At 66.6% G+C, this 25,053-nt stretch carries 23 protein-coding genes and 1 CRISPR repeat array (1 of these 24 only partly in view); of the genes, 12 read left to right on the top strand and 11 right to left on the bottom strand.

Features of this window, described 5'->3' with window-relative positions:
- Positions 1 to 4: 4 nt before the first annotated feature.
- On the bottom strand, positions 5 to 1,591 hold the full coding sequence (locus ACM14_RS03465; protein WP_065345341.1) for an ABC transporter substrate-binding protein: 1,587 nt from the start codon (positions 1,589 to 1,591) through the stop codon (positions 5 to 7).
- 355 nt (positions 1,592 to 1,946) lie between these two features.
- On the opposite strand from ACM14_RS03465, the gene ACM14_RS03460 reads away from it, so the two are divergent.
- Both ACM14_RS03460 and ACM14_RS03455 read left to right on the top strand, forming a co-directional pair.
- Positions 1,947 to 2,438 (top strand): DUF2501 domain-containing protein, encoded by a 492-nt coding sequence (locus tag ACM14_RS03460; protein ID WP_065345340.1) that lies wholly within the window; start codon positions 1,947 to 1,949, stop codon positions 2,436 to 2,438.
- 203 nt (positions 2,439 to 2,641) lie between these two features.
- Positions 2,642 to 3,283 carry a histidine phosphatase family protein gene (locus tag ACM14_RS03455; RefSeq protein ID WP_065345339.1) on the top strand — a complete coding sequence of 214 codons (642 nt, stop codon included), beginning with the start codon at positions 2,642 to 2,644 and terminating at the stop codon, positions 3,281 to 3,283.
- 50 nt (positions 3,284 to 3,333) lie between these two features.
- On the opposite strand, the gene ACM14_RS03450 is transcribed toward ACM14_RS03455, so the two are convergent.
- The 5 genes from ACM14_RS03450 to ACM14_RS03430 all read right to left on the bottom strand — a co-directional run bounded on the left by ACM14_RS03450 (position 3,334) and on the right by ACM14_RS03430 (position 9,092).
- The gene (locus tag ACM14_RS03450) at positions 3,334 to 4,788 is read right to left on the bottom strand and encodes a CsgG/HfaB family protein (RefSeq protein WP_065345338.1); all 1,455 of its coding nucleotides are present in this window, start codon (positions 4,786 to 4,788) and stop codon (positions 3,334 to 3,336) included.
- A 26-nt stretch (positions 4,789 to 4,814) separates the two neighbouring features.
- Positions 4,815 to 5,477: a hypothetical protein gene (locus ACM14_RS03445; protein ID WP_063327338.1), complete on the bottom strand. Its 663-nt coding sequence runs from the start codon at positions 5,475 to 5,477 to the stop codon at positions 4,815 to 4,817.
- Positions 5,478 to 5,615: 138 nt separating this feature from the next.
- A complete protein-coding gene (locus ACM14_RS03440; RefSeq protein WP_065345337.1) occupies positions 5,616 to 6,755 on the bottom strand; it encodes a hypothetical protein in 1,140 nt (379 codons plus the stop codon).
- On the bottom strand, positions 6,746 to 7,912 hold the full coding sequence (locus ACM14_RS03435) for a hypothetical protein (RefSeq protein ID WP_065345399.1): 1,167 nt from the start codon (positions 7,910 to 7,912) through the stop codon (positions 6,746 to 6,748). The genes ACM14_RS03440 and ACM14_RS03435 overlap by 10 nt, the downstream gene beginning before the upstream one ends.
- Positions 7,913 to 8,087: 175 nt before the next feature.
- A complete protein-coding gene (locus ACM14_RS03430; protein WP_065345336.1) occupies positions 8,088 to 9,092 on the bottom strand; it encodes a tripartite tricarboxylate transporter substrate binding protein in 1,005 nt (334 codons plus the stop codon).
- Between the two features lie 239 nt (positions 9,093 to 9,331).
- On the opposite strand from ACM14_RS03430, the gene ACM14_RS03425 reads away from it, so the two are divergent.
- From ACM14_RS03425 to ACM14_RS03405, 5 genes are all read left to right on the top strand, one after another.
- Positions 9,332 to 11,206, top strand: a complete 1,875-nt coding sequence (locus tag ACM14_RS03425; protein ID WP_065345398.1) for a lysoplasmalogenase family protein — start codon at positions 9,332 to 9,334, stop codon at positions 11,204 to 11,206.
- A gap of 251 nt (positions 11,207 to 11,457) precedes the next feature.
- Positions 11,458 to 11,694: a hypothetical protein gene (locus ACM14_RS03420; protein ID WP_012203161.1), complete on the top strand. Its 237-nt coding sequence runs from the start codon at positions 11,458 to 11,460 to the stop codon at positions 11,692 to 11,694.
- 213 nt (positions 11,695 to 11,907) lie between these two features.
- Positions 11,908 to 12,318 carry a hypothetical protein gene (locus ACM14_RS03415; protein ID WP_065345335.1) on the top strand — a complete coding sequence of 137 codons (411 nt, stop codon included), beginning with the start codon at positions 11,908 to 11,910 and terminating at the stop codon, positions 12,316 to 12,318.
- Positions 12,319 to 12,336: 18 nt separating this feature from the next.
- Positions 12,337 to 15,096: a magnesium-translocating P-type ATPase gene (gene mgtA, locus ACM14_RS03410; RefSeq protein WP_065345334.1), complete on the top strand. Its 2,760-nt coding sequence runs from the start codon at positions 12,337 to 12,339 to the stop codon at positions 15,094 to 15,096.
- 64 nt (positions 15,097 to 15,160) lie between these two features.
- On the top strand, positions 15,161 to 15,877 hold the full coding sequence (locus ACM14_RS03405) for an MgtC/SapB family protein (RefSeq protein ID WP_012203158.1): 717 nt from the start codon (positions 15,161 to 15,163) through the stop codon (positions 15,875 to 15,877).
- Positions 15,878 to 15,896: 19 nt separating this feature from the next.
- Here ACM14_RS03405 and ruvB read toward each other — a convergent pair whose 3' ends face one another.
- Together ruvB and ruvA are read right to left on the bottom strand one after the other, a co-directional pair.
- Entirely contained in the window at positions 15,897 to 16,982 is a 1,086-nt protein-coding gene (gene ruvB, locus ACM14_RS03400; RefSeq protein ID WP_065345333.1) for a Holliday junction branch migration DNA helicase RuvB, read from the bottom strand.
- 7 nt (positions 16,983 to 16,989) lie between these two features.
- Positions 16,990 to 17,562 (bottom strand): Holliday junction branch migration protein RuvA, encoded by a 573-nt coding sequence (gene ruvA / locus ACM14_RS03395; RefSeq protein WP_012203156.1) that lies wholly within the window; start codon positions 17,560 to 17,562, stop codon positions 16,990 to 16,992.
- Positions 17,563 to 17,687: 125 nt separating this feature from the next.
- Here ruvA and ACM14_RS03390 point away from each other — a divergent pair, with 125 nt between their 5' ends.
- A complete protein-coding gene (locus ACM14_RS03390; protein ID WP_034390158.1) occupies positions 17,688 to 18,659 on the top strand; it encodes a PhoH family protein in 972 nt (323 codons plus the stop codon).
- Between the two features lie 76 nt (positions 18,660 to 18,735).
- The gene (ybeY, locus tag ACM14_RS03385) at positions 18,736 to 19,194 is read left to right on the top strand and encodes an rRNA maturation RNase YbeY (protein ID WP_012203154.1); all 459 of its coding nucleotides are present in this window, start codon (positions 18,736 to 18,738) and stop codon (positions 19,192 to 19,194) included.
- A 24-nt stretch (positions 19,195 to 19,218) separates the two neighbouring features.
- Here the strand turns inward: ybeY and ACM14_RS03380 are convergent, their stop codons facing one another.
- Together ACM14_RS03380 and ACM14_RS03375 are read right to left on the bottom strand one after the other, a co-directional pair.
- Positions 19,219 to 20,205: an MDR family oxidoreductase gene (locus ACM14_RS03380; protein ID WP_065345332.1), complete on the bottom strand. Its 987-nt coding sequence runs from the start codon at positions 20,203 to 20,205 to the stop codon at positions 19,219 to 19,221.
- 41 nt (positions 20,206 to 20,246) lie between these two features.
- A complete protein-coding gene (locus ACM14_RS03375) occupies positions 20,247 to 20,825 on the bottom strand; it encodes a CoA transferase (protein ID WP_065345331.1) in 579 nt (192 codons plus the stop codon).
- On the opposite strand from ACM14_RS03375, the gene ACM14_RS03370 reads away from it, so the two are divergent.
- Both ACM14_RS03370 and ACM14_RS03365 read left to right on the top strand, forming a co-directional pair.
- Positions 20,824 to 21,129 carry a LysR substrate-binding domain-containing protein gene (locus ACM14_RS03370; RefSeq protein ID WP_074920924.1) on the top strand — a complete coding sequence of 102 codons (306 nt, stop codon included), beginning with the start codon at positions 20,824 to 20,826 and terminating at the stop codon, positions 21,127 to 21,129. The genes ACM14_RS03375 and ACM14_RS03370 overlap by 2 nt on opposite strands.
- 190 nt (positions 21,130 to 21,319) lie before the next feature.
- Positions 21,320 to 22,078: a sulfite exporter TauE/SafE family protein gene (locus ACM14_RS03365; protein ID WP_065345330.1), complete on the top strand. Its 759-nt coding sequence runs from the start codon at positions 21,320 to 21,322 to the stop codon at positions 22,076 to 22,078.
- Between the two features lie 28 nt (positions 22,079 to 22,106).
- Here the strand turns inward: ACM14_RS03365 and ACM14_RS03360 are convergent, their stop codons facing one another.
- Positions 22,107 to 22,469, bottom strand: a complete 363-nt coding sequence (locus tag ACM14_RS03360) for an Arc family DNA-binding protein (protein WP_084027299.1) — start codon at positions 22,467 to 22,469, stop codon at positions 22,107 to 22,109.
- A gap of 127 nt (positions 22,470 to 22,596) precedes the next feature.
- On the opposite strand from ACM14_RS03360, the gene ACM14_RS03355 reads away from it, so the two are divergent.
- Positions 22,597 to 22,992 (top strand): hypothetical protein, encoded by a 396-nt coding sequence (locus ACM14_RS03355; protein ID WP_065345328.1) that lies wholly within the window; start codon positions 22,597 to 22,599, stop codon positions 22,990 to 22,992.
- 37 nt (positions 22,993 to 23,029) lie between these two features.
- Positions 23,030 to 25,053: direct repeats of the CRISPR family, unit length 28 nt; unit sequence TTTCTGAGCTGCCTACGCGGCAGCGAAC (it continues 2,744 nt past the right edge of the window).

The following is a 25,053-nucleotide window of genomic DNA, read 5'->3' as shown; positions in this document are numbered from 1 at the left end:
GCGCTTACTTCTTCTCGAACTTGACGAACTTAAAGTGCAGCGCGTTGTCCGGGTGCACGGGCACATTGATCCGGGGCACGGACGCAAAGTGGATCACCTGGTCATGCAGCGCAATGTAGAAGCGCTCCTTTTGCACGGTCTCCCAGATGCTCTTGATGGTTGCATCGCGCTTTGCCTTGTCGCTCTCCGAGGACAGGGACAGGATCTTGGCATCCACATCGGCATTGCTGTAGTGCGTCGCGTTCTGCGCGCCACGGCTGTCCTTGCCGCGCGTGTGCACCAGGAAGTCGAAGATGTAGGCCGAGTCATAGGTGGGCACGCCCCAGCCGTACAGGTAGAAGTCGCTGTCCGCCTTGGTCAGCGACACGCTGTGCATGGCGATCGGCCGGGCCGAGACTTCGGTCTTGATGCCGATGCGGCCCAGGAAGCCTGCCACCGCCGTGGCGATGGCCTCGTCGTTCACATAGCGGTCATTGGGCGTGTTCAGCGTGATGGTGAAGCCGTTGGGGTAGCCCGCCTCGGCCAGCAGCTGCTTGGCCTTGGCGGCATCCGCCTTGGGATAGGCCGCAAAGGCCTTGTCGTAGCCATTGACGAACGACGGCGCGATCACGCCCGTGGGAATCGACAGGCCGCGCATCACCGAGCGCTTGATCGCATCGCGGTCGATGGCCAGCTCAATGGCCTGGCGCACCTTGGGATCGGCCAGCGGATTCTTGCCCTTGACGTTGCTGCTCTTGAGCTCGGCCGCACCCACGTTCAGGCCCAGGAAGATGGAACGGTTCTCGGGGCCTTCATTGATGCGCAGGCGCTTGTCCTGCTTCAGGCGCGCCACGTCCTGTGCGGGAATGTCCTGTGCGAAGTCCACCTCGCCCGACAGCAGGGCCGCCACGCGCGTGGCCGGGGACTTGATGGGCAGGTAGATCAGCTCGGTCACCTGCAGCGGGAACTGGCCCTTGCCCCAGTAATCGGGGTTGAGCTTCATCACCGTCTTCGAATCGACCTCGCGGCTGGCCAGCACATAGGCGCCCGTGCCGTTGGCCGCGCGCGTGGCGCCGTTCTCGGTCTTGCTGGCCGTGTCCTGCGTGGTCTCGGCGCCGTTGGCCTTGGACCACTTCTCGCTCATGATGAAGAGGTTGGTCAGGTTGTCGGGGAAGATCAGGTTCGGGCCCTTGGTCTTCACCTGCACCGTGAGATCGTCCACGGCCTTGGCCTCCTCCATCGAGGACAGCAGGGACTTGACCTGGGCGTTCTCGCCCTTGGCGCGGTTCAGCGAGAAGACCACGTCGCGCGCCGTGAACGGCGTGCCGTCATGGAACTTGACGTTGGGACGCAGCTTGAACTCCCAGACCGACGGGTCGGAGGTCATCTTCCACGAGGTGGCCAGCGTGGGCACCAGCTTGCCGTCGGCCGAGCGGATGACCAGGGTTTCATAGATCTGGTGCAGCAGCACGAAATTGGTGCCCACGTTGAAGGCATGCGGGTCCAGCGAAGTCGGATCGGAGCCCCGCGCCCAGCGCACGGTCTCGGCCAGCGCGGCCGAGGTCAACAGGCCTGCGGCCAGCAAAGAACTGCCCAGAATCTTCATGATCATTTGTCTGCTCCCCTGTGGATTGATTGGAAGGGCGGCGGTCATGCGACGCAGCAGCCCGGGCGCCGCAAGAAGCGGGCCATATAGGTGCGCCCCACTGTAAATAACTTTTACAGCTTGTTGAATTGATTTTTATACTTAAAAGCCATTTCCAAATAACAAGACCGCCGCCTGCGGCCCGCCATTGGCGTGCGGCCATCATGGACAGGCCAACGGCTTTGACAGCTAGTGAAAACGCGAAAGACCGCCACGGCCCGCTCTGGCAAAGGTTTGCAATCGGGCACAGGTCTGCGCCGCACGGCGTGCTAATTTCAGGCCCTGTATCGAGCCTGCGGGTTGCCGCGGAAAGGAAGCATCCATGAAGACATCCATTGCCAGCGCACTGCTGTGCGCCATGCTGGGCCTGGGCGCCCTGCCTGCCCAGGCGTCGGGCCTGGGCGACTCGCTGCGCCAGGCCTCGGGCCTTGGCGGTGACAAGGCCGCCGCCAGCAGCGAAGGCGCCGGCTCCGGCCTCGGCGGCATGCTGGGTGCGGGGGCAGGCGGTGCGGGTGCGCTGTCCGCCCTGGGCCTGAGCCCCTCGGCCACGGCCGGCAATGCGGCAGGCGTCATCTCCTACTGCATGAAGAACAACTACCTCAATGCCGACAAGGCGACCCAGGTCAAGGACCAGTTGCTGGGCAAGCTGGGCATGCAAAAGCAGGAAGAGCCCAAGGACACGGGATTCCAGAACGGCCTGGGCGGCCTGGTCACCGGCTCCAACGGCAAGAGCTTCAGCATCGACAAGCTCAAGGGCGACCTCAAGGAAAAGGCCTGCGACTTCGTGCTGAACAACGCAAAATCGCTGATCTGACCCCCTGAGCGGCTGCACCGCTTCCCCCTTCTCGCTTCGCGGAGGGGGACGACGCCTTCGGCTGGTCGCCCCCGCCGCGAGGCGGCTCTTGCTCGGCGTCCCTGAGTTGGGCCGCGCCAGTTTCAACGGTGGCGCGCGATGCAGGCTTGCCTGGCTTGCGGGACAATGCCTGCTCTTTTTGCAGCACCCCACGCCAGCCCCTCATGCAAGCCACGCGCATCATTGCCATCCGCCACGGAGAAACCGCCTGGAATGTGGACGCCCGCATCCAGGGCCATCTGGACATTCCTCTGAACGACATGGGACTTTGGCAGGCCGCCCAGGCCGGCAAGGCCCTGGCGGGCGAGCCGGTGGCCGCCATCTACAGCAGCGATCTGCTGCGTGCCTATGTCACGGCCGAGGCCGTGGCCGCAAGCACGGGGGCGACGCTGACGGCCGACAAGGGCCTGCGCGAGCGCTGCTTCGGCAGCTTCGAGGGCCAGACCTTCAACGATATCGAGGCGTCCCACCCGGAGGATGCGCTGCGCTGGCGCAAGCGCGATCCCGAGTTCGTGCCCGCTGGCGGCGGCGAGTCGCTGCTGATGCTTCGCGACCGCATCTCGGCCACGGTGAACCGGCTGGCCAGTGGCCATCCCGGCGAGCAGATCGTGATCGTGGCGCATGGCGGCGTGATGGATGTGCTCTACCGCCTGGCCACGCACCAGGAAGTGCAGGCGCCCCGCACCTGGGCGCTGGGCAACGCGGCCATCAACCGCCTGCTGTGGACGCCCCAGGGCCTGGGCCTGGTCGGCTGGGGCGATGTGCAGCACCTGGAAGGCGGTGCGCGCGACGAGGTTTTCAGCTAAGCACCCGCACGGGGAAAGGCGCCGCAGCGCACCTCCCCGCCGCTTGTCGCTTACCAGTTGTCGTCGTCCTTCTTGCCGACCGGGGCATCGGCCTCCTTGGCGGGCGATGCCGCGCGGCGTGCTGCGGGCGGTTGTGCGGCACGGGCCGGTGCGGCCTGGGGCTCACCGGCCGCGGCCGTATCGCCTGATGCAGCCTGTGCGGCCAGCACGGGCGCGGCGGATGCCTTCAGCACTTCACGCACCTGCAGCCCGCCCGGTGGCAGGTCTTCCATGCCGCCACGCATGTTCTCCAGGTGGCCATAGGAGAGGTTGGGGGTCACGCGATCGACCACCAGTTCGCAGCACGGTGACTCCAGGCGCCCCAGGCTTTGCCCGGTCTGCGGGTCCTTCATCTCCTTGCCCATGGCCACCACCTGGTAGCGCGCGCCCTCCTTCACGGCCTGGCCGCCCTGGCTCAGCACCACGCTTTCGCCATCGCGGGCGACCACGGTCAGCGGAAAGGTGCGCTGCAGGATGGAGCTGACCACGCCGGCGACCAGCGCATCGCTCATGTCGGTCATGACCTTGTTGCCATCCACGCCCGCGCCCAGCGTGGTCGGTGCCGTGGAAGGGACGGAGCCGCGCAGCGAATCCGAGGCCGTGACCTGGCGCGTGGCCACGTTCACCAGCTTCTGCGACAGGGCCCAGCCGCCCGAGTAGTTCACCAGTTGGCGGTCGCTGGTCTTGAGCTGGCGGGCATGGCGGTTGTAGGCAAAGCTGCTGACGCGGGCGCTCCACACCAGATCGGCGCTGGCGGCCTGGGACAGCTTGGCCAGCTCGGCGCTGGGCGCCTGGCCCGTGGCGATCATGGCCAGCTCCTGCTCGATCTCGGGGCTGAATTCGCGGTCCAGCACGGCAAAGCGGCCCGTCTGCACCAGGGCGTCGCTGATGCGCTGGCGCAAGGTGGCGGACAACTCGGCGGCCGCAACGCTGCGGTCGCCCATGGGCAGCGAGGCCTGCTCGAAACGCACCGGCCCCACAACGACCTTGAGCTTCTGCATCTCGGCCGAAGGCTTGAACTTGGAGATGCTGGCCTTGATGGTGTACTTGTAGCGCTTGGCCCAGGGCTTGGGTTCCTCCAGATCCACCACCTGGACCGACTGGATGACGCCACCGGACTTTTGCTTGACCACTTCGGCGAAGGCGCTGGCGCGCAGCGAGGCGGCGTCCTGCCCCAGCGCCACGTCGAGGCCGTACTTGGCCGTGACCGAGGCAGACTGGATCACCGCGCCATTGACCTGCAGCAGCGCCATCTGCAGCGCCTGCGCCATGGCTTCGCCAGGGGACTGGCCCAGGCCGATGACCTGGACCTCGACGGTCTCCAGCTTGCCCACGTCGGGCACGGGCGGGGCGACGCTTTGGGGTTGTTCAGGCGCGTCGGTCCTGGGCTGCTCGGATGGCTTGTCGCCACAGCCGGACATGGCGGCGCAGGCAGCCACGACGGCCGCAATGATGCGGATACGCATAGAAAGTGCTCCTTGCCTGTACCGGATCACAGCTTGAGCGTGCCCAGCGCGGCCGTGGCGTCAGCCGCATTGGCCGGCACCTCGATGTCGTTGGCCCGCGCGAAGGCAATGGCCGTCTGCACGGTGCTGAACAGGTCGGAGGCCGAGCCGGGGAACTTGGACACCACCCAGGCCGCGGAGGTGAGCTTGGTCAGCTGCATGGGGTTAGCGCTTTGCAGGCTCTTGCCCATGACCGATACATCCTTGCCCATGCCGGCGTACTTCACGCTGCCGTTGACCAGGTGCACCAGCCCCTCGGCGAAGGTGGCCTTGGAGGCGGCATCGAGCACGGGCTTCTTCGCCATGGACTCGGCAATCGCGCCGCTGGTGTCGGAGACCACCTTGTTGCCATCGCCCAGCGCGCCGATGGTCGCGCCATCGCCCAGGCTGTCCGCCGTGCTGGCGGCGCTGGCAGCCTGCTCCTTCAGGCCCAGGGCCGTGGCCATCTTGGCATTGGCGCTGAGCACTTCCTTGCTGGCGCCCACATAGCTGCGCACCAGGGCGTCGCCCTGGCCGGCCACGTCGGCAGAGCCGCTGCCGCCCATGAGCTTGCCGACACCCGGGATGGAGGGCATGGAGAACTGTGCCTGTGTCAGGGCGGGGCTGCACATGGCGGCGGCAACGGCGACGGTGGTGAAGAGCTTTTTCATGGAGATGGACTCGGGTTGCAGCAGTCCGTGAACGCGGACGGCGAAGATAAAAACGAGGTAAGCGTGGAAAACGTGGAAAGCGAAAGAACGGAAAAAAGGTCCGGCTGCATGGCAGCCGGACCTTGGAAGCCGCAGCGCTCAGCGCAGGCCCAGATTGGTGACCTGGCTGGTGAGATCGCGGGCCGCGTTGTTGGCGGCCAGCTTCAGCGCGTTGTTGCGCGCCTCATCCTCGGACGGACCCATGCCCGCGTACAGTACGGGGCCGACGGCGGCAATCGTGTCGGGAATGGTCTGGGCGATGTCCAGGATCTTGGCGTTGACCGTCACGCTCACGCGCATCAGGCCGGTCTGGGGATCGGGCTCGCCCATGCCCACATCCAGCGTGCCCAGGGCGATGTAGGGAATCTGCGCCGTGCGCATGCCGGCCACCATGGCCGCCAGGGTCGAGGGCTGCAGGTCCATGCCGCTCTTGTAGTCGTTCTCCACGGCCGCGACCTTGAAGTGGCCGCCGGTGTAGGGCTCCACCAGGGCAGCCTCTGACACCTTGAAGCCGGCCTTGGCGAAATTGGAGGAAAAGACCTGGGACAGGTTTGCGCTGGGGATCACGCGCCAGGTGGACTCGGCCGAGCGGCGCGTCGTGCTGCCGCCGGTCTCGGAAGTGCGGCTGCTCTTGACCGAGGCGGTGCCCGAGGTCGCCGTGGAGGCATTCGTGCTGATGCGTCCGCCACGGATGGATTCACCCTCGCTGCCCTTTTCGGAAGCGCTGACCTGGGCCTTGACGTCCTCGGTCTCGTCCACGCGCTTGTAGACGCGGTCATCGAAGGACTTGGTCGTGGCCACCTGGCGCGAGACGAACATGAAGGCCAGCGGCGACCGGCCTGCGGGACCGCCCCTGGCCACGGCCGAGTTGGCCTTGACGGCATTGCGCAGATTGGCCACGTTCAGCGCCACGCGCACGGAGACCGTGTACTGCTTTCTGTCGGCGTTGTCCTCTTCGCTGAGCACGGTGTGCTCAAGGATGTAGCGATCGGGGTTGGCCAGGATCTTGTCGCGCACGGCGTCGAAATTCTCGGCCTCCGACTGGCCGGCTTCGGCGTAGTAGAACTCCACGGCCTTGAGCTGGGCCGCCATCAGCGCACGCTCCTTGTCCTGCGGGCTGACCTTTGAATCCTGGTAGCTGACCGAGGCCTTGCCGCGTGCCTGCTGCACCTGCGCGCCCGCACCGGCCGCGAACAGCGCCATGGAAAGGCACAGGAGGATTTTCTGGATTACTTGCATAGATTCATCAGGTCTTTTGTTTTGACAATTTGCGCTTCGATGTCGCTCTCCGCAGCAGCCGACTTGAGCCAGTCATTGCCCCGTCCAGCCGCCACCGTCTCGGCCAGCTTCACGAAAAGGCCGTTGAGCGAGTCATAGAACGCCGGAAAATCATCGACATGGGTTTGCGTGGAAGGCACCACCTTCACTTCCGCGTTCTTCAGCGAGGCACCGAGAAACACCGGCCCATTGGGTTCCTGGATGCGCATATCGGCAAAGGTGCCGTAGACATAGCTGGTGCCGGCGCTGGATTCCTTGAACTTGAGCTTCTTGAATCCCTTGAAATCGACGCTGATGGCGTAGTCGGCACTGGGCAGCTGCAGCGTGTAGACCTCTCCGTCAAGCACCTGCATGCGCATCACATTGCCCACGGCATAGCCCATGGCAAAAGGAATGATGGGCACACCAATGCGGCTGGAAATGGCCTCGCCCACGATATCGGCGGCCCAGGTCTTGTGCACCTGCGGGTCCTGCAGATAGCCGGGCAGCATCTCGGCCATGGCGGCGGGAATCTGGATATCGGTGACCTGCAGGAAACGCGGAGTCTGCGAGGGCACGTTGGCCGTGGCCAGCACCTGGGCAAAACGGCCGAAGATGCCGGGCTTGCCTCCCGCGCCTTCGTATACCTTGGTCACGCGCTCCATGATTTCCTCTTGCGACGGCTCGTGGCGCAGGTTGTCGATGAAGGCAAAGCTGAGCGGATACGAACGCACCGCCGTCATGGACTTGAAATCGAAAAACAGGGCCTGTCCACGAATCAGGATGAACAGCTTGCGCACGCCGCCAAAGCTTTCCACGGAGACCGTCTCGGAATTGAGCACCAGAGAAACCACCAGGGCCTGGTCGCGCCCCTTGAGCTCATCGATGGGATTGGTGGATATCTGCAGATGCTGTGCAGGCGCCTGCTGCACGAATGCCAGTGCCCGCGCATAGGCACTGTGCCCGGCGGCCTTCAGGCGGCTCTCATACTGCTTTGAATAAGGGAATCGCTGCTGCTGCGAACTGGCGTCGCCCGAATAGGCGACTCCCGCAAAAGTGACATTGGGCCGGTCCTCGGCCATTGCAGCGCCCGACGCTGCAAGCGCAAAAAGCCAGAGCCATGCCATGGCCCGGCGCATGATTTTCTCCACCCCCACACCGCCCCCTTAAAAATGTAAGCGGAGGGTAACAGATTTCACACACCAATACGTGGCACTCGGCGCACAAAGGCGACTGCAGACAATGCCGCCGATTTCACCGGCCCTGTCTTCATTCAATGGAAAAAAGCGGTCACCCGCTGACCGCCAGCGCGGCCTATTCCACCTGGATATTGGCGGACTTGACGATCTGCGTGTAGCTCGCCTTTTCCTTTTTCAGGAACTGGGCGAACGTGGCCGGCGTGCCCGAGCCGGGCGTGGCGCCACTGTCTTGCAGGCGCTTGCGGACCTCGGGCAGCTTCAGCACCTCGGCCAGTTCGGCGGCCAGGCGGCTGACCACGGGTTCGGGTGTGCGAGCGGGGGCGAACAGGCCGGTCCAGGCTTCCAGCTCGAAGCCCTTGAGATCGGGCGCCTCCGCAAAGCTCATCACCTCGGGAATCACGTCGATGCGCTGTGCCGAGGTCACGCCCACGCCTTCCAGCTTTTTCTGCTGCACCAGCGGCGTGGCGCCGGTGGTCATCAGAATGCCCAGATCGACCTGGCCGCCCATGACCTCGCTGGTCACCTGGGCCACGCCGCGATAGGGCACATGGACCAGGCGGATGCGGGCGCGCTCCTGCAATCGCTCCATGGCCAGGTGCAGCACCGTGCCCGCGCCCGGCGTGGCATAGGTCAGCGCGCCAGGCCGGGCGCGGGCCATGCTGATCAGCTCGTTGAGGTTGTGCACCGGCAGGCCAGGGCGGGCAACGATCACCATGGGCGCCACCGTAATCAGGCCCACGGGCGCCAGATCACGCTCGGCGTCATAGCGCACGGAGGAGTTCACCAGTTGCGCAATGCTCACCGGCCCGTCAAAGCCCAGCAGCAGCGTATAGCCATCGGCGTGCGAGCGCGCCACCTTGCTCACGCCCAGCACGCCGCCCGAGGCCGGCACGTTGTCCACCACCACCGACTGGTGCAGCCGCGCACCCAGCTTTTCGGCGATCAGCCGCGCCGTGGCGTCCACATCGCTGCCCGCGCCAAAGGGCACGATCAGGGTGATGGGCCCGGCTGCCGGCCAGGGCTTGCCCGCGCCCGGCGCGGCATGGGCGGCGGGTGCAGCGGCAAGGGCCGCAGCTAGTGAGGCGGCAGCCGATAGCAGGGAGCGGCGGGACAAGGGCATGGGGCTTGGGCATGCAAGGCGCATGCCGGCAATGGCGGTGCGGGCTGGCGATGGCCTGCAGGGCAAGCACGTCCAGCGCGTGGAAAGCGGGCGATTCTGCCATAGGGCGCAATTTTCCTGCCACGTGCTTGCCATGAAGCCCCATTTATTGCAATCCGTTTCAACCCTTGTGATTCCGTGTCCTAGGGTTCACGCCTAAGGCGCCGCACAACGGCCCTGTCCAGAATTGACGGGCCATGATGCCCTCACCCAGCCAAATCATCGTCTTCGCCACGCCGGCCTTTTTGCTGCTGATCGCGCTGGAATGGGGCGTGAGCCTGTGGCGCGGGCGCAATGCCTACCGGCTGGCCGATGCCGTCAGCTCCATCAGCCTGGGCATGCTCAGCCAGACCAGCGCCGTCTTCACCCAGCTGCTGCGCATAGGTCTGTACACAATGGCCTTCGATCATGTGGCGCTGTGGCGCAACGATGCCTTCTGGACCAGCATTCCCGGCTGGCTGCTGGCCCTGCTGCTCTACGACTTCTGCTACTACTGGCTGCACCGCATGGGCCATGAGGTGGCCGTGCTGTGGGCAGCCCACGCCGTGCACCACCAGAGCCAGGACTACAACCTGTCGACGGCGCTGCGCCAGACCAGCTCGGGCGCGCTGCTGGGCTGGCTGTTCTACCTGCCCATGGCGCTGGCCGGCGTGCCGCCGCTGGTGTTTGCCATCGTGGGCCTGATCGATCTGCTCTACCAGTTCTGGGTCCATACCGAGCAGGTGCGGCGCCTGGGCTGGTTCGACCGCTGGTTCTGCGCGCCCAGCAACCACCGCGTGCACCACGCCGTCAATGACTGCTACCTGGACAGGAACTACGGCGGCATCCTCATCGTCTGGGACCGCATGTTCGGCACCTTCAAGCCCGAGGACGACAGCGAGCCCTGTGTCTACGGCACGCGCGGCCTGCTGCAAAGCTGGGATCCGCTGTGGGCCAACGCCGTGGTGTACCGGCAACTCATCCATGACAGCTGGCATGCGCGGCGCTGGAGCGACAAGCTGCGCGTCTGGATCAAGCCGCCCGGATGGCGCCCTGCCGATGTGGCGCAGCGCTTTCCCAGGCCGGCCTTCGACCTGGACGCGCACCGCGTGCTCTACGCACCGGGGATGGAACGCGGCCTGCGCTGGTTTGCAGGCCTGCAGTTCGTGGCGCTGATCGCCGGGGTGTCGCTGTTTCTCTGGCATGCCGACCAGTCCTCGACGGCCCGCAATGCACTGTGGTTTGCCGTGCTGCTGGCCTGCCAATGGGCGCTGGGCGCAGCCATGCAGGGGCGCATCAGCCTGTGGCTGGCACTGGCCATCGAGGCCGGCGCACTGGCCACCGCCACCGCCGCGCTGGACATGCTGCACTGGCACTGGCTGTTCAAGCCGCTGACCATGGTCTTTGCGCTGATCGCCGTCATGCAGCTGTGGCGCGGCAGCGCGGCCTTCTCGGCACTGGCGAAACCCGCGCGCTGCGCCTGCTGGCTGGCCGCGGCACTGGCGGCATCCCTGGCGGGCGACGTGTTCCTGATGCTGCCCGATCTGTTCATCCCGGGCCTTGCCAGCTTCCTGCTGGCCCACCTGGCCTATATCGTGCTGCTGCGCCAGGACGCACCCTGGTTTGCGCACCGGCCCTCGCTGGCCGCCACGCTGGCCCTGGGCGCGGGAATGTATGCCGTGCTCTGGCAGGGCGGCCTGCCCGCCGCGCTGCGCCTGCCCGTGGCCGCCTATGTGCTGGTCATTGCGCTGATGGCGGCGCAGGCCCTGGGCCGCGCTCGGCATCTGGGCGGCAAGGCGGCCTGGCAGGTGGCCATGGGTGCCTGCTTCTTCATGGCCAGCGACTCGCTGCTGGCCATCAACCGATTTGTGCAGCCCTTCGACGGCGCGCAAGCCGGCGTGCTGTCCACCTACTACGCGGCGCAACTGCTGATCGTGCAGGGCTGGCTGGCCCGTGGCGCATCGACATCAGGGTTGACCCGAAGCAGCTCGCAAGGCACAATCGAGGGATCGCATTTTCAGGAGTCCTCCGTGGACAGTGCCAGTTCAACCAGTGACAAACAGCGCGCCGCAATGGCTTCGCTGCTGGCTGACTGACCGACTCCTGTGATGGGAGCGGCCATGTCGGTCGGCTTCCATCCATTGCTGCGTTTCCCCTTGGATCTTCGCGCCGCCTGGCGCTGCAGTGGCGCCTGGCCTGCATCAGGCACGCCGCTCCTGCACCGAAGATTCCAATGGCTGTTGATCACTGACCGCGTGCCCGTGTGGCTGCCATCGAGCAGCGCCCGGCCCACGCTGCTTGACGGCCCTGCCTACGGCGGTCTTCCTGGTTCGCCAAGGAGAAAGCCATGTCCACACCGTTCGTCCGCCCCGCAATGCAACGCCTGCAGCCTGCCACTGCCGCGCCCTGCCCCGGCGCCACCGGCACGCGCGTGGCTGCCTCCCAGGCAGCAATGCAGGCCAAGGCACAGGCACAGATGCAAGCCCAGGCCCCTTCGGCCATGGAGCACGCCATGCACCTGGACCTGCAGACCCACTGGCCCACGCACCGCATCCGCAGCTTTCTGAGCCTGCAGCCGCGCTGAACGCGCCGCCCGCCTTGTCCGTCCCCTCGTCAGAAAGGAGCTCCCCCATGGACCCCGATCCGAGTCGATCTTGCCCTGACCCCTCCGATACGGTCCGGCCGCACATGCCTGCGGCCCTTCCGCACCTTCCCAAGGCCCCGGCCGGGAGACCCGCGCACGTCCATTGACGGATAGGTGCCGGGCTTCTTTCGGCCGCAACGAAAGAAGCCCGCCATGCAACACGTCATCACCGCGCTGCGCACCACGCCGGCAACCACGCCCGCCACAGCACCCGTCTCCACACGCGCCAGCCACACCTCCCGCGCCAGCACCCTGCAGCTGGCCCTGCAAGCCGCCATTGCGGCACGCCATACCGGACAACTGCACGCCCTGCTGCAGCAACACGGCCCCGATCTCTTCGCCCACGCCCTCGTGGCGCTCACGCAGCGCCAGCAGGCCGACGTTCTGTCCCTGCTGGCGGCGCAGGAGCGCGCCGAGGTCTACCGCCACCTGCCTGCCCATGCGCGGCGCCAATGGCTGCAGTCGGCCACCGTGGCCCGCCCGCCGCTGCGCCGCCGCCTGCTGTGCACCTGCCAGCGCAACTGGCACTGGCTGCGCGCCACCCTTCGTTCGAGCCAGGCCTGAGCCGCCAGGGAGGTCACCATGAAAAGCCTCAAGCACCTGTTCCAGGCGTTTCTGCGCAGCCGCCACGCCCTGGGGCTGTTCCGGCGCAATGCCCTGCCCTCGGGCACGGCCGTCCACCACTCGCGCTCGGTATCGCCGACCCTCACGCGCGAGCTGCTGCGCGCCTCGCGCGATGACATCGCCGCCGTGCTGGCGCGCACCGGCTCCAGCGAAGACGGCCTGACCCGCGAGCAGGCCCGCGCCGCGCTCACGCGTTTCGGCCCCAACGAGGTCGAGCACGAAAGGCCGCTGCCCGGCTGGCTGCACCTGTGGTACTGCTACCGCAATCCCTTCAACCTGCTGCTGACGCTGCTGGCCGTGGTCTCCTACGCCACCGAGGACATGAAGGCCACGGTCGTCATCGCCTCCATGGTGCTGCTGTCCACGCTGCTGCGCTTTGTGCAGGAAGGCCGCTCCAACCGCGCCGCCGCACGGCTCAAGGCCATGGTCAGCAGCACGGCCACGGTGCTGCGCCGCAATGGCGGCCCCACGGCGCCGGCAGATGCCGACTCCGCAGACGCCCCGCACAGCGGCTTCGGCCAGCAGGCGCGCCGCTACGAGGTGCCGCTGCGCGAGGTCGTGCCCGGCGATTTCGTGGTGCTGTCGGCCGGGGACATGATTCCTGCCGACTGCCGCGTGCTCAGCGCCAAGGACCTGTTCGTGAGCCAGTCCGCCATGACCGGCGAATCCCTGCCCGTGGAAAAGCGCGCCGACGCCAGTGCATCGAATGGCACCGGCGTGCTGGATGCCAGCAACCTGCTGTTCATGGGCACCAACGTGGTCTCGGGCACGGCGCTGGCCGTGGTGCTGGCCACGGGCAACCGCAGCTATTTCGGCACCATTGCCACGCGGGTGACCTCCAACGACCGCGCGCCCACGGCCTTCGAGACCGGGGTCAACAGCGTCAGCTGGCTGCTGATCCGCTTTGCGGCGGTGATGGTGCCCGTGGTGCTGTTCATCAACGGCTACACCAAGGGCGACTGGGCCGAGGCCTTCCTGTTCGCGCTGTCCGTGGCCGTGGGCCTGACGCCCGAGATGCTGCCCATGATCGTGACCTCCACCCTGGCCAAGGGCGCCGTGGTGCTGTCGCGCCGCAAGGTCGTGGTCAAGCGGCTGGACGCCATCCAGAACTTCGGTGCCATGGACGTGCTGTGCACCGACAAGACCGGCACGCTGACCCAGGACCGCATCGTGCTGGAGCGCCACACCGACGCCTTCGGCCAGCCCTGCGACGAGACGCTGCGCTTCGCCTACCTCAACAGCCACTACCAGACCGGCCTGAAGAACCTGCTCGACCATGCCGTGCTCGAGCATGTGGAGCTGCACACCCAGATGCGCCTGGCCGAGGACTACCGCAAGGTCGATGAAATCCCCTTCGACTTCGAGCGCCGCCGCATGTCCGTGGTGGTGGCCGAGCGCAACCACCACCACGAGCTGATCTGCAAGGGCGCGGTCGAGGAAATCCTGGGCGCCTGCACCCGGCTGCGCGAAGGCGACGGCACGCGCCCGCTGGACGAGGAGCAGCTGGCCCGCGTGCGCCGCGTGACGCGCGAACTCAACCGCGAGGGCCTGCGCGTGGTCGCCGTGGCCATGAAGGAAGTGCCGCCGCACAAGAGCGACTACGGCGTGGCCGACGAGTCGGAGCTGACCCTGATCGGCTACATCGCCTTCCTGGACCCACCGAAGGAAACCACGGCCGAGGCGCTGGCCGCCCTGGCCGCGCACGGCGTGGCCGTCAAGCTGCTGACCGGCGACAACGAACTGGTGGCCGCCAAGGTCTGCCGCGATGTGGGGCTGCCCGCAGACCGCATCATCCTGGGCACGCAGATCGAGCACATGAACGACGAGATGCTGCGCCAGACAGTGGAACGACACCAGCTGTTCGCCCGGCTCACGCCGCTGCACAAGGAGCGCATCGTGCATGCGCTGCGCGCCAACGGCCACATCACCGGCTTCATGGGCGACGGCATCAACGACGCACCGGCCCTGCGCGCGGCCGACATCGGCATCAGCGTGGACAGCGCCGTGGACATCGCCAAGGAGGCGGCCGACATCATCCTGCTGGAAAAAAGCCTGATGGTGCTGGAGCAGGGCGTGATCGAGGGCCGGCGCACCTTCAGCAACATGCTGAAGTACATCCGCATGACGGCCAGCTCCAACTTCGGCAACGTGTTCTCGGTGATGGTGGCCTCGGCCTTCATCCCCTTCCTGCCCATGCTGCCGCTGCACCTGCTGGTGCAGAACCTGCTGTACGACCTCTCGCAGATCGCCATCCCCTTCGACAACGTGGACGACGAACTGGTGCGCCAGCCGCTGCGCTGGAACCCGGCCGACCTGGGCCGCTTCATGGTGTTCTTCGGGCCCATCAGCTCGCTGTTCGACATCCTGACCTTCGCGCTGATGTGGTTCGTCTTCGCCGCCAACACGCCCGAGCAGCAGACGCTGTTCCAGTCGGGCTGGTTCGTCATCGGGCTGCTCACGCAGACGCTGATCGTGCACATGATCCGCACGCCCAGGATCCCCTTCCTGCAAAGCCGCCCTTCCTGGCCGCTGCTGCTGGCCACGGCGGCCGTGATGGCGGCCGGCATCTTCCTGCCGATGGGGCCGCTGGCCGGCTACTTCAAGCTGCAGGCGCTGCCGGCGGCCTACTTCCCGTGGATGATTGCCATATTGCTGGGCTACGCTTGCCTGGCCACGCTGCTCAAGCGCGTCTACATCCGCCGCTACGGCTGGCAGTGACGCACCCTTCAACGCCTCTTTCAACGCCCCCTTCAACCCATTCACCAGGAAAGCCCGGAACCCCATGCAGGCCCTGCAGAACCTCAACCCCGGCGCCATGCTGGACACCTTCGTCAGCCTGACCACGGCCTTCGTGTTCGGCGCCCTCATCGGCCTGGAGCGCCAGGTGCGCCAGCGCACGGCGGGGCTGCGCACCAACACCCTGGTCGCCGTGGGCGCGGCCGTCTTCGTGGACCTGGCCGTGCGCCTGGGCGGGGCCGAGGGCGCCACGCGCGTGGTGGCCTACGTGGTCTCGGGCGTGGGTTTCCTGGGCGCGGGCGCCATCATGAAGGAAGGGGCCAACATCACCGGACTGAACACGGCGGCCACGCTGTGGGGCTCGGCCGCCGTGGGCGCCTGCGCGGGCGCCAGCCTGGTGGCCGAGGCAGGCCTGGCCACGCTGTTCGTGCTGGCCAGCAATACCTTGCTGCGCCCCGTGGTCAACCGCATCAACCGCCGCCCGGTGGATGACGAATCCACGGAGTCGACCTACTACGTCTACGCCATCTGCCACCGCGGCGCCCAGGGCGATGTGCGCGAGCAGATGCTGGAGCTGCTGGAGAACGCCAGCTACCCCGTGCGCGGCGTGGAAACCCATGCCTTCGGCCCGCAGGACACCGAGATCGAGGCCATGCTCTACGCCACCTCGGTGGACTCCGACGAGCTGGACCGCGTGATCGCCGCCATCGAGGCCCTGCCCGGCGTGCTGCAGGCCTTCTGGAACGCCGGCACGGAGGAATGAGCCGGCAGACCAGCTACGCTCAGGAAGCGTCGTCGCCCGGCACCGGCAACCCGAGATGGCGGTACGCCGCCTGGGTCGCCATGCGCCCGCGCGGCGTGCGCTGCAAAAAGCCCTGCTGGATCAGGTAGGGCTCGATTACATCCTCGATGGTGCCCGCCTCCTCGCCGATGCTGGCCGCGATGTTGTCCAGGCCCACGGGGCCGCCGTCGAAGCGGTGCACCACGGCCTCCAGCAGCTTGCGGTCCATGATGTCGAAGCCCTGGGGATCGACATCGAGCATGGCCAGCGCGCGGTCGGCCAGCTCGCGCGTGATGCTGCCGTCGCCGCGCACATCGGCATAGTCGCGCACGCGGCGCAGCAGGCGGTTGGCAATGCGCGGCGTGCCGCGCGAGCGGCGCGCGATCTCGAAGGCGCCCTCGTCATCGATGGGCGCGTTCAACAGGCCTGCACTGCGCCGCACGATGCGCGCCAGCTCCTCGGCCGTATAGAACTCCAGCCGCGCCACGATGCCGAAGCGGTCGCGCAGCGGGTTGGTCAGCATGCCCGCGCGCGTGGTCGCGCCCACCAGCGTGAACGGCTGCAGGTCCAGCTTGATGGAGCGCGCCGCCGGCCCCTCGCCGATCATGATGTCGATCTGGTAGTCCTCCAGCGCCGGGTAGAGGATTTCCTCGACCACGGGCGACAGGCGGTGGATCTCGTCGATGAACAGCACATCGTTGGCTTCGAGGTTGGTCAGCAGCGCCGCCAGGTCCTTGGGCTTTTCCAGCACGGGGCCGCTGGTCTGGCGCAGATTCACGCCCAGCTCGGCCGCGATGATGTGCGACAGCGTGGTCTTGCCCAGGCCCGGCGGGCCGAACAGCAGCACATGGTCCAGCGCCTCATTGCGCTTTCGGGCCGCGCCGATGAAGATCTCCAGTTGCTCGCGCGCCTTGGCCTGGCCCACGTACTCCTGCAGCAGCTTGGGGCGCAGCGCGCGCTCCATGGCCTCTTCCCCGCGCGAGACCGGCGCTGCCGAAATCATGCGCGGCTTGTCCGGTGCCTTGTCTGGCGGGAAGCCGCCCTGCGGAAAGCCGCCCTGCCCGAAATCGTCGGTATGGATGCTCATGCGCCGCTCACTTGGCCAGCGCCTTCAGCGCCAGCTTGATGCCTTCGGTCACGCCCACGTCGGGCGGCAGCTTCTTGAGCGCGGCGGCCGCATCCTTGTCGGAATAGCCCAGCGCCATCAGCGCCTGCACGATGTCGTTCTGGTCGTTGTTCACGAACAGCGACTGCGCGCCCGTATCGGCGCCGATCTTGCCCTTGAGCTCCAGCAGCAGGCGCTCGGCCGTCTTCTTGCCGATGCCCGGCACCTTGACCAGGCGGCCCACCTCCTGCAGCGTCACGGCCTGGGCCAGGTCCTCCACGCTCATGCCGCTGAGCACCGACAGCGCCATGCGCGGGCCGATGCCGGTGATCTTGATCAGCTCGCGGAACGCCTGGCGCTCGCTGTGCGTGCCAAAGCCGTACAGAAGCTGCGCATCCTCGCGCACCACGAAGTGCGTCAGCAGGCTGACCTTGGCCCCACTGGCGGGCAGGTTGTAGAAGGTGCTCATGGGCACCTGCACCTCGTAGCCCACGCCGCCGCAGTCCACCAGCACCTCGGGCGGGTTTTTTTCCAGCAGCGTTCCTGTCAATTTGCCTATCATTGGTGTCCTTTGCCGCCCTGGGGGCGGCTTTTCATGCCCGTCCGCAACCGAACGCCGGCCCATTCACAGGGTATGGCACCACGCCCTCGCGCTGGCCGCCGCCCGGAATCTCTGGAATTATCCGCGTGATCCTGCGCCACACCTTCACACCCCACGACAACAACCGGTTGAGCCACGTCTGCGGCCCGGCCGACGCGCACCTGCGCACCATCGAGATCGCAATGGGCGTCAAGATCGCCCACCGCCACGAGCAATTCAAGATCGACGGCCCCAAGGCCAAGGCCAACGACGCCCTGGAGCTGCTGCAGGCCCTCTACGAGATGGCCGACGACCCCATCCTGGACGACTCCCTGCAACTGATGCTGGCCGGTGACACCGAACTCATCGAGCAGCCCCAGGACGCCATCCAGCTGTCCACGCGCCGCCCCGACCTGCGCGCGCGCACGGCCAACCAGTCGGCCTACCTGGAGAACATCGCCCGCCACGACATCACCTTCGGCATCGGCCCGGCCGGCACCGGCAAGACCTACCTGGCCGTGGCCTGCGCCGTGGACGCGCTGGAGCGCAGCGCCGTGCAGCGCATCGTGCTCACGCGCCCGGCCGTGGAAGCGGGCGAGCGCCTGGGCTTCCTGCCCGGCGACCTCACGCAGAAGGTCGACCCCTACCTGCGCCCGCTGTACGACGCGCTCTACGACCTCATGGGCTACGAGAAGGTGCAAAAGGCCTTCGAGCGCAATGTGCTGGAGATCGCGCCGCTGGCCTTCATGCGCGGGCGCACGCTGAACAACGCCTTCGTCATCCTGGACGAGGCGCAGAACACCACGCCCGAGCAGATGAAGATGTTCCTCACGCGCATCGGCTTCGGCGCCCGCGCCGTGGTCACGGGCGACGTCAGCCAGATCGACCTGCCCAAGGGCGCCCTGAGCGGCCTGATCGATGCCGAGCGCGTCTTGAAGCGCGTCAAGGGCATCGCCATCAACCACTTCACCAGCGCCGACGTGGTGCGCCACCCGCTGGTGGCCCGCATCGTGGACGCCTACGACGCACGCGGCCAGGCCCCGGCGCGCCGTGCCGCACCGCGCCTTGCAGCGCCTTGATCCCGACAGCCACAGCAGACGCCCGCCCACGGGCGCTCCAAAGCACAAGCCCAAGCTCACGCCCACGCCTCCTCCCATGTCCCTGAACCAACTGCAACTGTCCCTGCAATTCGCGCGCTTTGCCGAGGCGCCCGTCCACCGCGCCGTGCTGTCCCGCAGCAAGGTCACGCGCTGGATACGCCACGCCCTGGCCGTCGATGCCGAAATCACCGTGCGCATCGTCGACGCCGAGGAAGGCCAGCAGCTCAACCGCGAATACCGGCAAAAGGACTACGCCACCAACGTCCTGACCTTCGACTACCAGCAGGAGCCCACGGCCATGGCCGACCTGGTGCTGTGCGCCCCCGTGGTCGAGCGCGAGGCGCGCGAGCAGAACAAGACGCTGGAGGAGCACTACGCCCACCTGCTGGTGCATGGCACGCTGCATGCCCAGGGCTGGGACCATGAAACCAGCGAGCAGGACGCCGAGGAAATGGAAGCCTACGAGACCGAGATCATGGTCGAGCTGGGCTTTGCCGACCCCTACGCCAAGTAGGCGGCACCAGAGCCCACGCGGGCCTCAGCGCGCCGTATCGATGACGACCCGGCCGCGCACCTGGCCGGCAAGCAGCCTGGGCGCCAGCGCAACCGCATCGGCCAGGCCCGCCTCTTCGGTATTGCGCTCCAGCACCTCGCGCGGCAGTTCGGCAGCCAGCCGCGCCCAGGCCTGCTCGCGCCGCGCCTGCGGCGCATAGACGCTGTCGATGCCCAGCAGCGACACGCCGCGCAGAATGAACGGTGCCACGGAAGCCGGCAGGTCCAGCCCCTGGGCCAGTCCGCAGGCCGCCACGCATCCGCCGTAGCGCAGGCTGGCGCACACATTGGCCAGCGTATGGCTGCCCACGCTGTCCACGGCCGCCGCCCAGACCTCCTTTTGCAGCGGCTTGCCGGGCGCATCCAGGCTGCTGCGCTCCACGATCCGCGCCGCGCCCAGCGCCTTCAGGTGCTCGGCCTGTTCGGGCCGCCCGGTGTCGGCGTGCACCTCGAAACCCAGGCGCGACAGCAGGGCCACGGCAATGCTGCCCACGCCGCCATTGGCCCCCGTCACCAGCACCGGGCCGCTGGAAGGCGTTATGCCATGCGCCTGCAGCGCCATCACGCACAGCATGGCCGTATAGCCGGCCGTGCCTATGGCCATGGCATCCCGTGCGCTGAAGGCCTCGGGCCGGCGGATCAGCCACTCGCCGTTCACGCGCGCCTGCTGGGCGAGCCCGCCCCAGTGGGTCTCGCCCACGCCCCATCCGTTGAGCAGCACGGCATCGCCGGTCTGGAAACGCGCGTCCTCGCTGTCCAGCACCGTGCCGGCCAGGTCGATGCCCGGCACCATGGGGAACTGGCGCACCACGGGCGAGCGCCCCGTGATGGCCAGTGCATCCTTGTAGTTGAGCGTGGAATGCGAGACGGCCACGCGCACCGCGCCGGCGGGCAGGCTGGTTTCGTCCAGCTCCACACACTCGGCACGGGTTTCACGCGGTACGGGTTGGGTCAGCAGCAAGGCTTTGAACATGGGGTCTCCAGCAAGGCAGTGGCAAAGGAATCCAAAGGCAATCAGGACTGCGGCGCGCCCAGCACGCCGCTGCGGCACAGGCGGGCGATGGCCTCGTCCGCCATCCCCTGCTCACGCAGCAGCGCAAGGTTGCCATCGCCCAGGGCGGGGGCCGGCGCACCCGGCAGGGGCTCGGCATCCATCCACCGGAACCCTAGCCCCGGAGTGTCCACCGCAGCGCCGCCGGCGCCATAGCTCACAGGTGACACGGTGCCGGCAGCGCGGGCCTCGCCCAGGAATTCGCCCAGGCGCCGCACCCTTGCGGCAGGCACGCCCACGGCGTTAAGCCGGGCTTCCATGTCCCGTGCGCTGCGTGCGGCGAAGGCCTCGGCCAGACATGCCTGCAGCCGCTGCAGCGCGGACGCATCGCGCGCGGCGACAAAGCCGCCCTCGGGCGCGTTGAAGGCATCGAGGTCGAGCAGCGTGGCGTCCTCGCACAGGGCATCGAGCCCCAGCACGCTGGCGAGCCTGCGAAACTGCTGCGGCGTATTGGCGGCCGTGGACAGCCAGCCGTCGGCGCACCGGTAGGTGTCGGCCGCCGGGCTGCCCGTATAGCCCCGGTTGCCCACGCGCAGTTCCATGCTGCGCCGCATGATGGAAGAGGTGTTCCGCCGCGAAGGCGTGATCGCGCCCACGCCCGTCATCGAATCCACCAGCCCCTTCACCAACCTGCAACTGGTCCGGGCCGGCCTGGGGCTCAGCGCCGTACCCGACTCCACGCTGCAGGCCTCGCCCCGGTCGCTGGGGGTGCGCAGGGTGCATGTCACACCCGCCATCTCCATGGGCCCCGTGGCGTTGATCTACCGCAGCGCCGTCGCCAACCCACGCGTCGCCCTGCTGCGCGCCACGCTGGGCCTGCCTGGCCCGGCGGTGGAGCCGCCCTAGTCGCCAGGTGCCCACCACGCCGGCGCGATCCTGTCCTTTTGCGCAAAGCAGCCCTGACCCCGCCGCCATGCCGGTGCGACAGCCCGGCCGATGGTCCGGCACTAAGATCGGCCTCGACCTATAACACCGGCCTGGCCGCGCAAGGCCACGGCGGCCTGCCGATGCCCGGCTCCAGGAGGAGACAACACCCATGTGGGACATCGCACTGCTCATGAGCGCCGCCTTCGTGGCCGGCGCGCTCAATGCCGTTGCCGGGGGCGGCAGCTTCCTCACCCTGCCCGCCCTGGTCTTCACCGGCGTGCCGCCCGTGGCCGCCAACGCCACTGGCACCGTCGCCCTGCTGCCCGGCTACATGGCCGGTGCCTGGGGCTTTCGCCAGGACATGGAGCCGCCGCCCGGCCTGGGCATGCGCGGCGTCATCGTGCTGTCGCTGGTCGGCGGCTCGCTGGGCGCGGCCCTGCTGCTGGTCACGCCTGACCACCTGTTCCGCAAGGTCGTCCCCTGGCTGCTGCTGGCCGCCACCGCCATGTTCGCCTTCGCGCCCCAGCTCAGGCGCATGGCATCACGCGGCAGCGCCGAGCATGCCGCCCATGCATCGCCCCTGAAGGCCGGCGCCGGCATGCTGGCCGTGGCCATCTACGGCGGCTACTTCAACGGCGGCCTGGGCATCCTGCTGCTGGCCCTGTTCGGCCTGCTGGGCCAGACCAGGCTGCATGCCATGAACGGCATGAAGAACCTGGTCTCCGCCCTGCTCACCGCCATTGCCGTCGCCATCTATGCGGCCGGCGGCGTCGTGCAGTGGGAGCAGGCCCTGGTCATGATGATTGCCGCCACCGCAGGCGGCTACGGCGGCGCCCGCCTGGCGCGCCGCATCCCGCCCGAATGGCTGCGCGCGGGCATCGTGCTGACGGGGCTGGTGATGGCGGGGGTGTTTTTCTGGAGGCAGTGAGGCGGGGCTTTTGAAGAAGGGCCGCGGCTCAGGCCTTCCTTGGCCGCTGTCTATTCTTTGGCGGCTGTGCATCCACCGGTGCCGTCTCAGCAGACACCAATGGCATTGCACGCAGGCTTTCAGCAACCCTGCGTGCGACGTCCTCTTTCCATGACTCGTCCTGGGTCAGCGTCAAAACGGCCACATCCGCAAGCGACGCCGCCATCGCGGACCGAACGGCCACATCCTTTCCAAAGTCTGCTTTGGCGCCGATTGTGTCAAGGCTGCTCTCCAGCCTCGCAATGATTTCTGCGTTCACGCTGCGATTGTTGTTCTTGGCAACGAGGGTGAGCTTTTCACGCAGCTCCACAGGCATACGCAACGGGTAGGACGGCACTTGCTTGTCAGTCATCCGCCAGATTCTGGACATCAGAAAGATTCATGACAAAGAATCTATTTGACATCAAACAATCACAGATATCTAATAGATTCAGAGTGGCTTGCCACGCACCAATACCGAATCGGGAGGAGTTACCGACATGGATGCCGCGTCCAAGCAGTCGCACCCAGTAGACACCGCTGCCTGGCCCACCATGCAGCAAATGATCGCCCTGTCCATTGCCCGCGCAGAGATGGGGCTGGTTGCCCTGATCGAAACACGCTGTGCCGACATGGACTGGCATGACGCGGATGTCGAGGTGGACCTGGCCGCAGACCTGGCGCTGAACCACATCCGGCAAATTCGGCACAAGGTATTCGAGGACGCCAGCGAATTCGACAACGAGTGGTACCTCGCCCGCGCAGCCATCGCTCTGGCCGCCCAGGCCTTCGACCGGCCACAGAGCCTCTACGCTCGGCACCTGAAACTGCTCTTGCAACTGTTTGATGAAGCACCGTCCTTTGTGGAGTACGCGGAGCATGGCCCGGAAGGTTGAGGGCAGAGGCTTCTCTGTCGCATCCAAGTCAGCAGCCTTTCTGAGCTGCCTAAGCGGCAGCGAACTCCAACTGATGTTTGCAGCGTTGAGGGGGTAATTTCTGATCTGCCTACGCGGCAGCGAACTGAACGACGCCATCGCGTACTGCTGCTCTGCTTTTCTGAGCTGCCTATGCGGCAGCGAACGTGCCGTCGATTGCGACCATTTCACCCTTGGTTTTCTGAGCTGCCTACGCGGCAGCGAACGGGTGCGTCTTCCCGTACTGGGACTATGAAAATTTCTGAGCTGCCTACGCGGCAGCGAACAGACGACTCCTGCATCGTCATAGGCCCCGATTTTTCTGAGCTGCCTACGCGGCAGCGAACGCGCGCCTTGGTCGCGCTGGTCTTCTTCTGCTTTTCTGAGCTGCCTACGCGGCAGCGAACACCATCGAGCAGCGCGTGGGAGCCTCGGTGCTTTTCTGAGCTGCCTACGCGGCAGCGAACGCGTTGCAGCTGCATACAGCTCTTGCGTCGTTTTTCTGAGCTGCCTACGCGGCAGCGAACAGCTGCCCCGGCCGGCTCCTCGATCTGGGCCATTTCTGAACTGCCTACGCGGCAGCGAACGTCCAGGCATACAGCGCCCAGGTCCAGGCCAATTTCTGAGCTGCCTACGCGGCAGCGAACGCACACGCTGTTTATTTGGACCCCCCGTATTTTTCTGAGCTGCCTACGCGGCAGCGAACGGCATCCGCGCGTTCAACGGGCCGCACGACACTTTCTGAGCTGCCTACGCGGCAGCGAACAGCTCTGGCCCGGACAGGCCCACCCTCTTCTTTTTCTGAGCTGCCTACGCGGCAGCGAACCCGCCGCGTGGTCGCCTCGCTGCCCTGCGCCTTTTCTGAGCTGCCTACGCGGCAGCGAACGGCCGAGGCACGGGCGCGCTCCTCGGCGGCATTTTCTGAGCTGCCTACGCGGCAGCGAACTGTCCTCGCATCTGAACTGGATGCGTGAGCACTTTCTGAGCTGCCTACGCGGCAGCGAACTTCTCTGTTTCCCCCGGCGCCGGATACCTGATTTTCTGAGCTGCCTACGCGGCAGCGAACCTATCTGCGATGGTGCCCCGGAAAGCAGGGCCTTTCTGAGCTGCCTACGCCGCAGCGAACACGTGCGCCGCGACATGGTCACAGGCGTCGGCTTTCTGAGCTGCCTACGCGGCAGCGAACGGAACGGAAGTGTCGATCCGGATCCATCTCTATTTCTGAGTTGCCTACGCGGCAGCGAACGTCGAGAAGAAAAACCGCAACGCCTTCGGCAATTTCTGAGCTGCCTACGCGGCAGCGAACTGCGAAATTCGCGGAGAGGGCAACCAGCCCTTTTTCTGAGCTGCCTACGCGGCAGCGAACACAGCGTGGCGGTGGAGCGACCGACCACGGAATTTCTGAGCTGCCTACGCGGCAGCGAACGAGCGCTATTTTTCCGACCCGCGCGAGCTGCTTTTCTGAGCTGCCTACGCGGCAGCGAACTAGCCGGAGACGGCACGCAGCAGCTCTATGTCTTTCTGAGCTGCCTACGCGGCAGCGAACTCGTCTTTACGGCAATGATGGAGGTGCGTGATTTTCTGAGCTGCCTACGCGGCAGCGAACCGCTGGTGCATGTGCCGGACGAAGGCCCTGCATTTCTGAGCTGCCTACGCGGCAGCGAACGCAGTGCAAGGCTCTGGCCGAGCGCGGCGGATTTTCTGAGCTGCCTACGCGGCAGCGAACACGCCCGCGCCTGGCGCTATCGCATGGGTTGATTTCTGAGCTGCCTACGCGGCAGCGAACGCTTCGCACGACGCTCCTAGCTAGGACCAGATTTTCTGAGCTGCCTACGCGGCAGCGAACTGACGCCAGCCACCAGCAGTTTCTCGGGTCCATTTCTGAGCTGCCTACGCGGCAGCGAACGCCGGCTATCTCTACCTGCCGCTCGCCTTCCTTTTCTGAGCTGCCTACGCGGCAGCGAACTGGAGCCAAGCGTCATTGATCTGGCTCGCCACTTTCTGAGCTGCCTACGCGGCAGCGAACCCCAGCGTGAATTTGTC

It is taken from the genome of Delftia sp. JD2 (assembly GCF_001682645.1).
GTDB classification, from domain to species: domain Bacteria; phylum Pseudomonadota; class Gammaproteobacteria; order Burkholderiales; family Burkholderiaceae_C; genus Comamonas; species Comamonas acidovorans.
The sequence above is the reverse complement of the archived record's forward strand: the minus strand, read 5'-3'. Positions and strand labels throughout refer to the sequence as shown.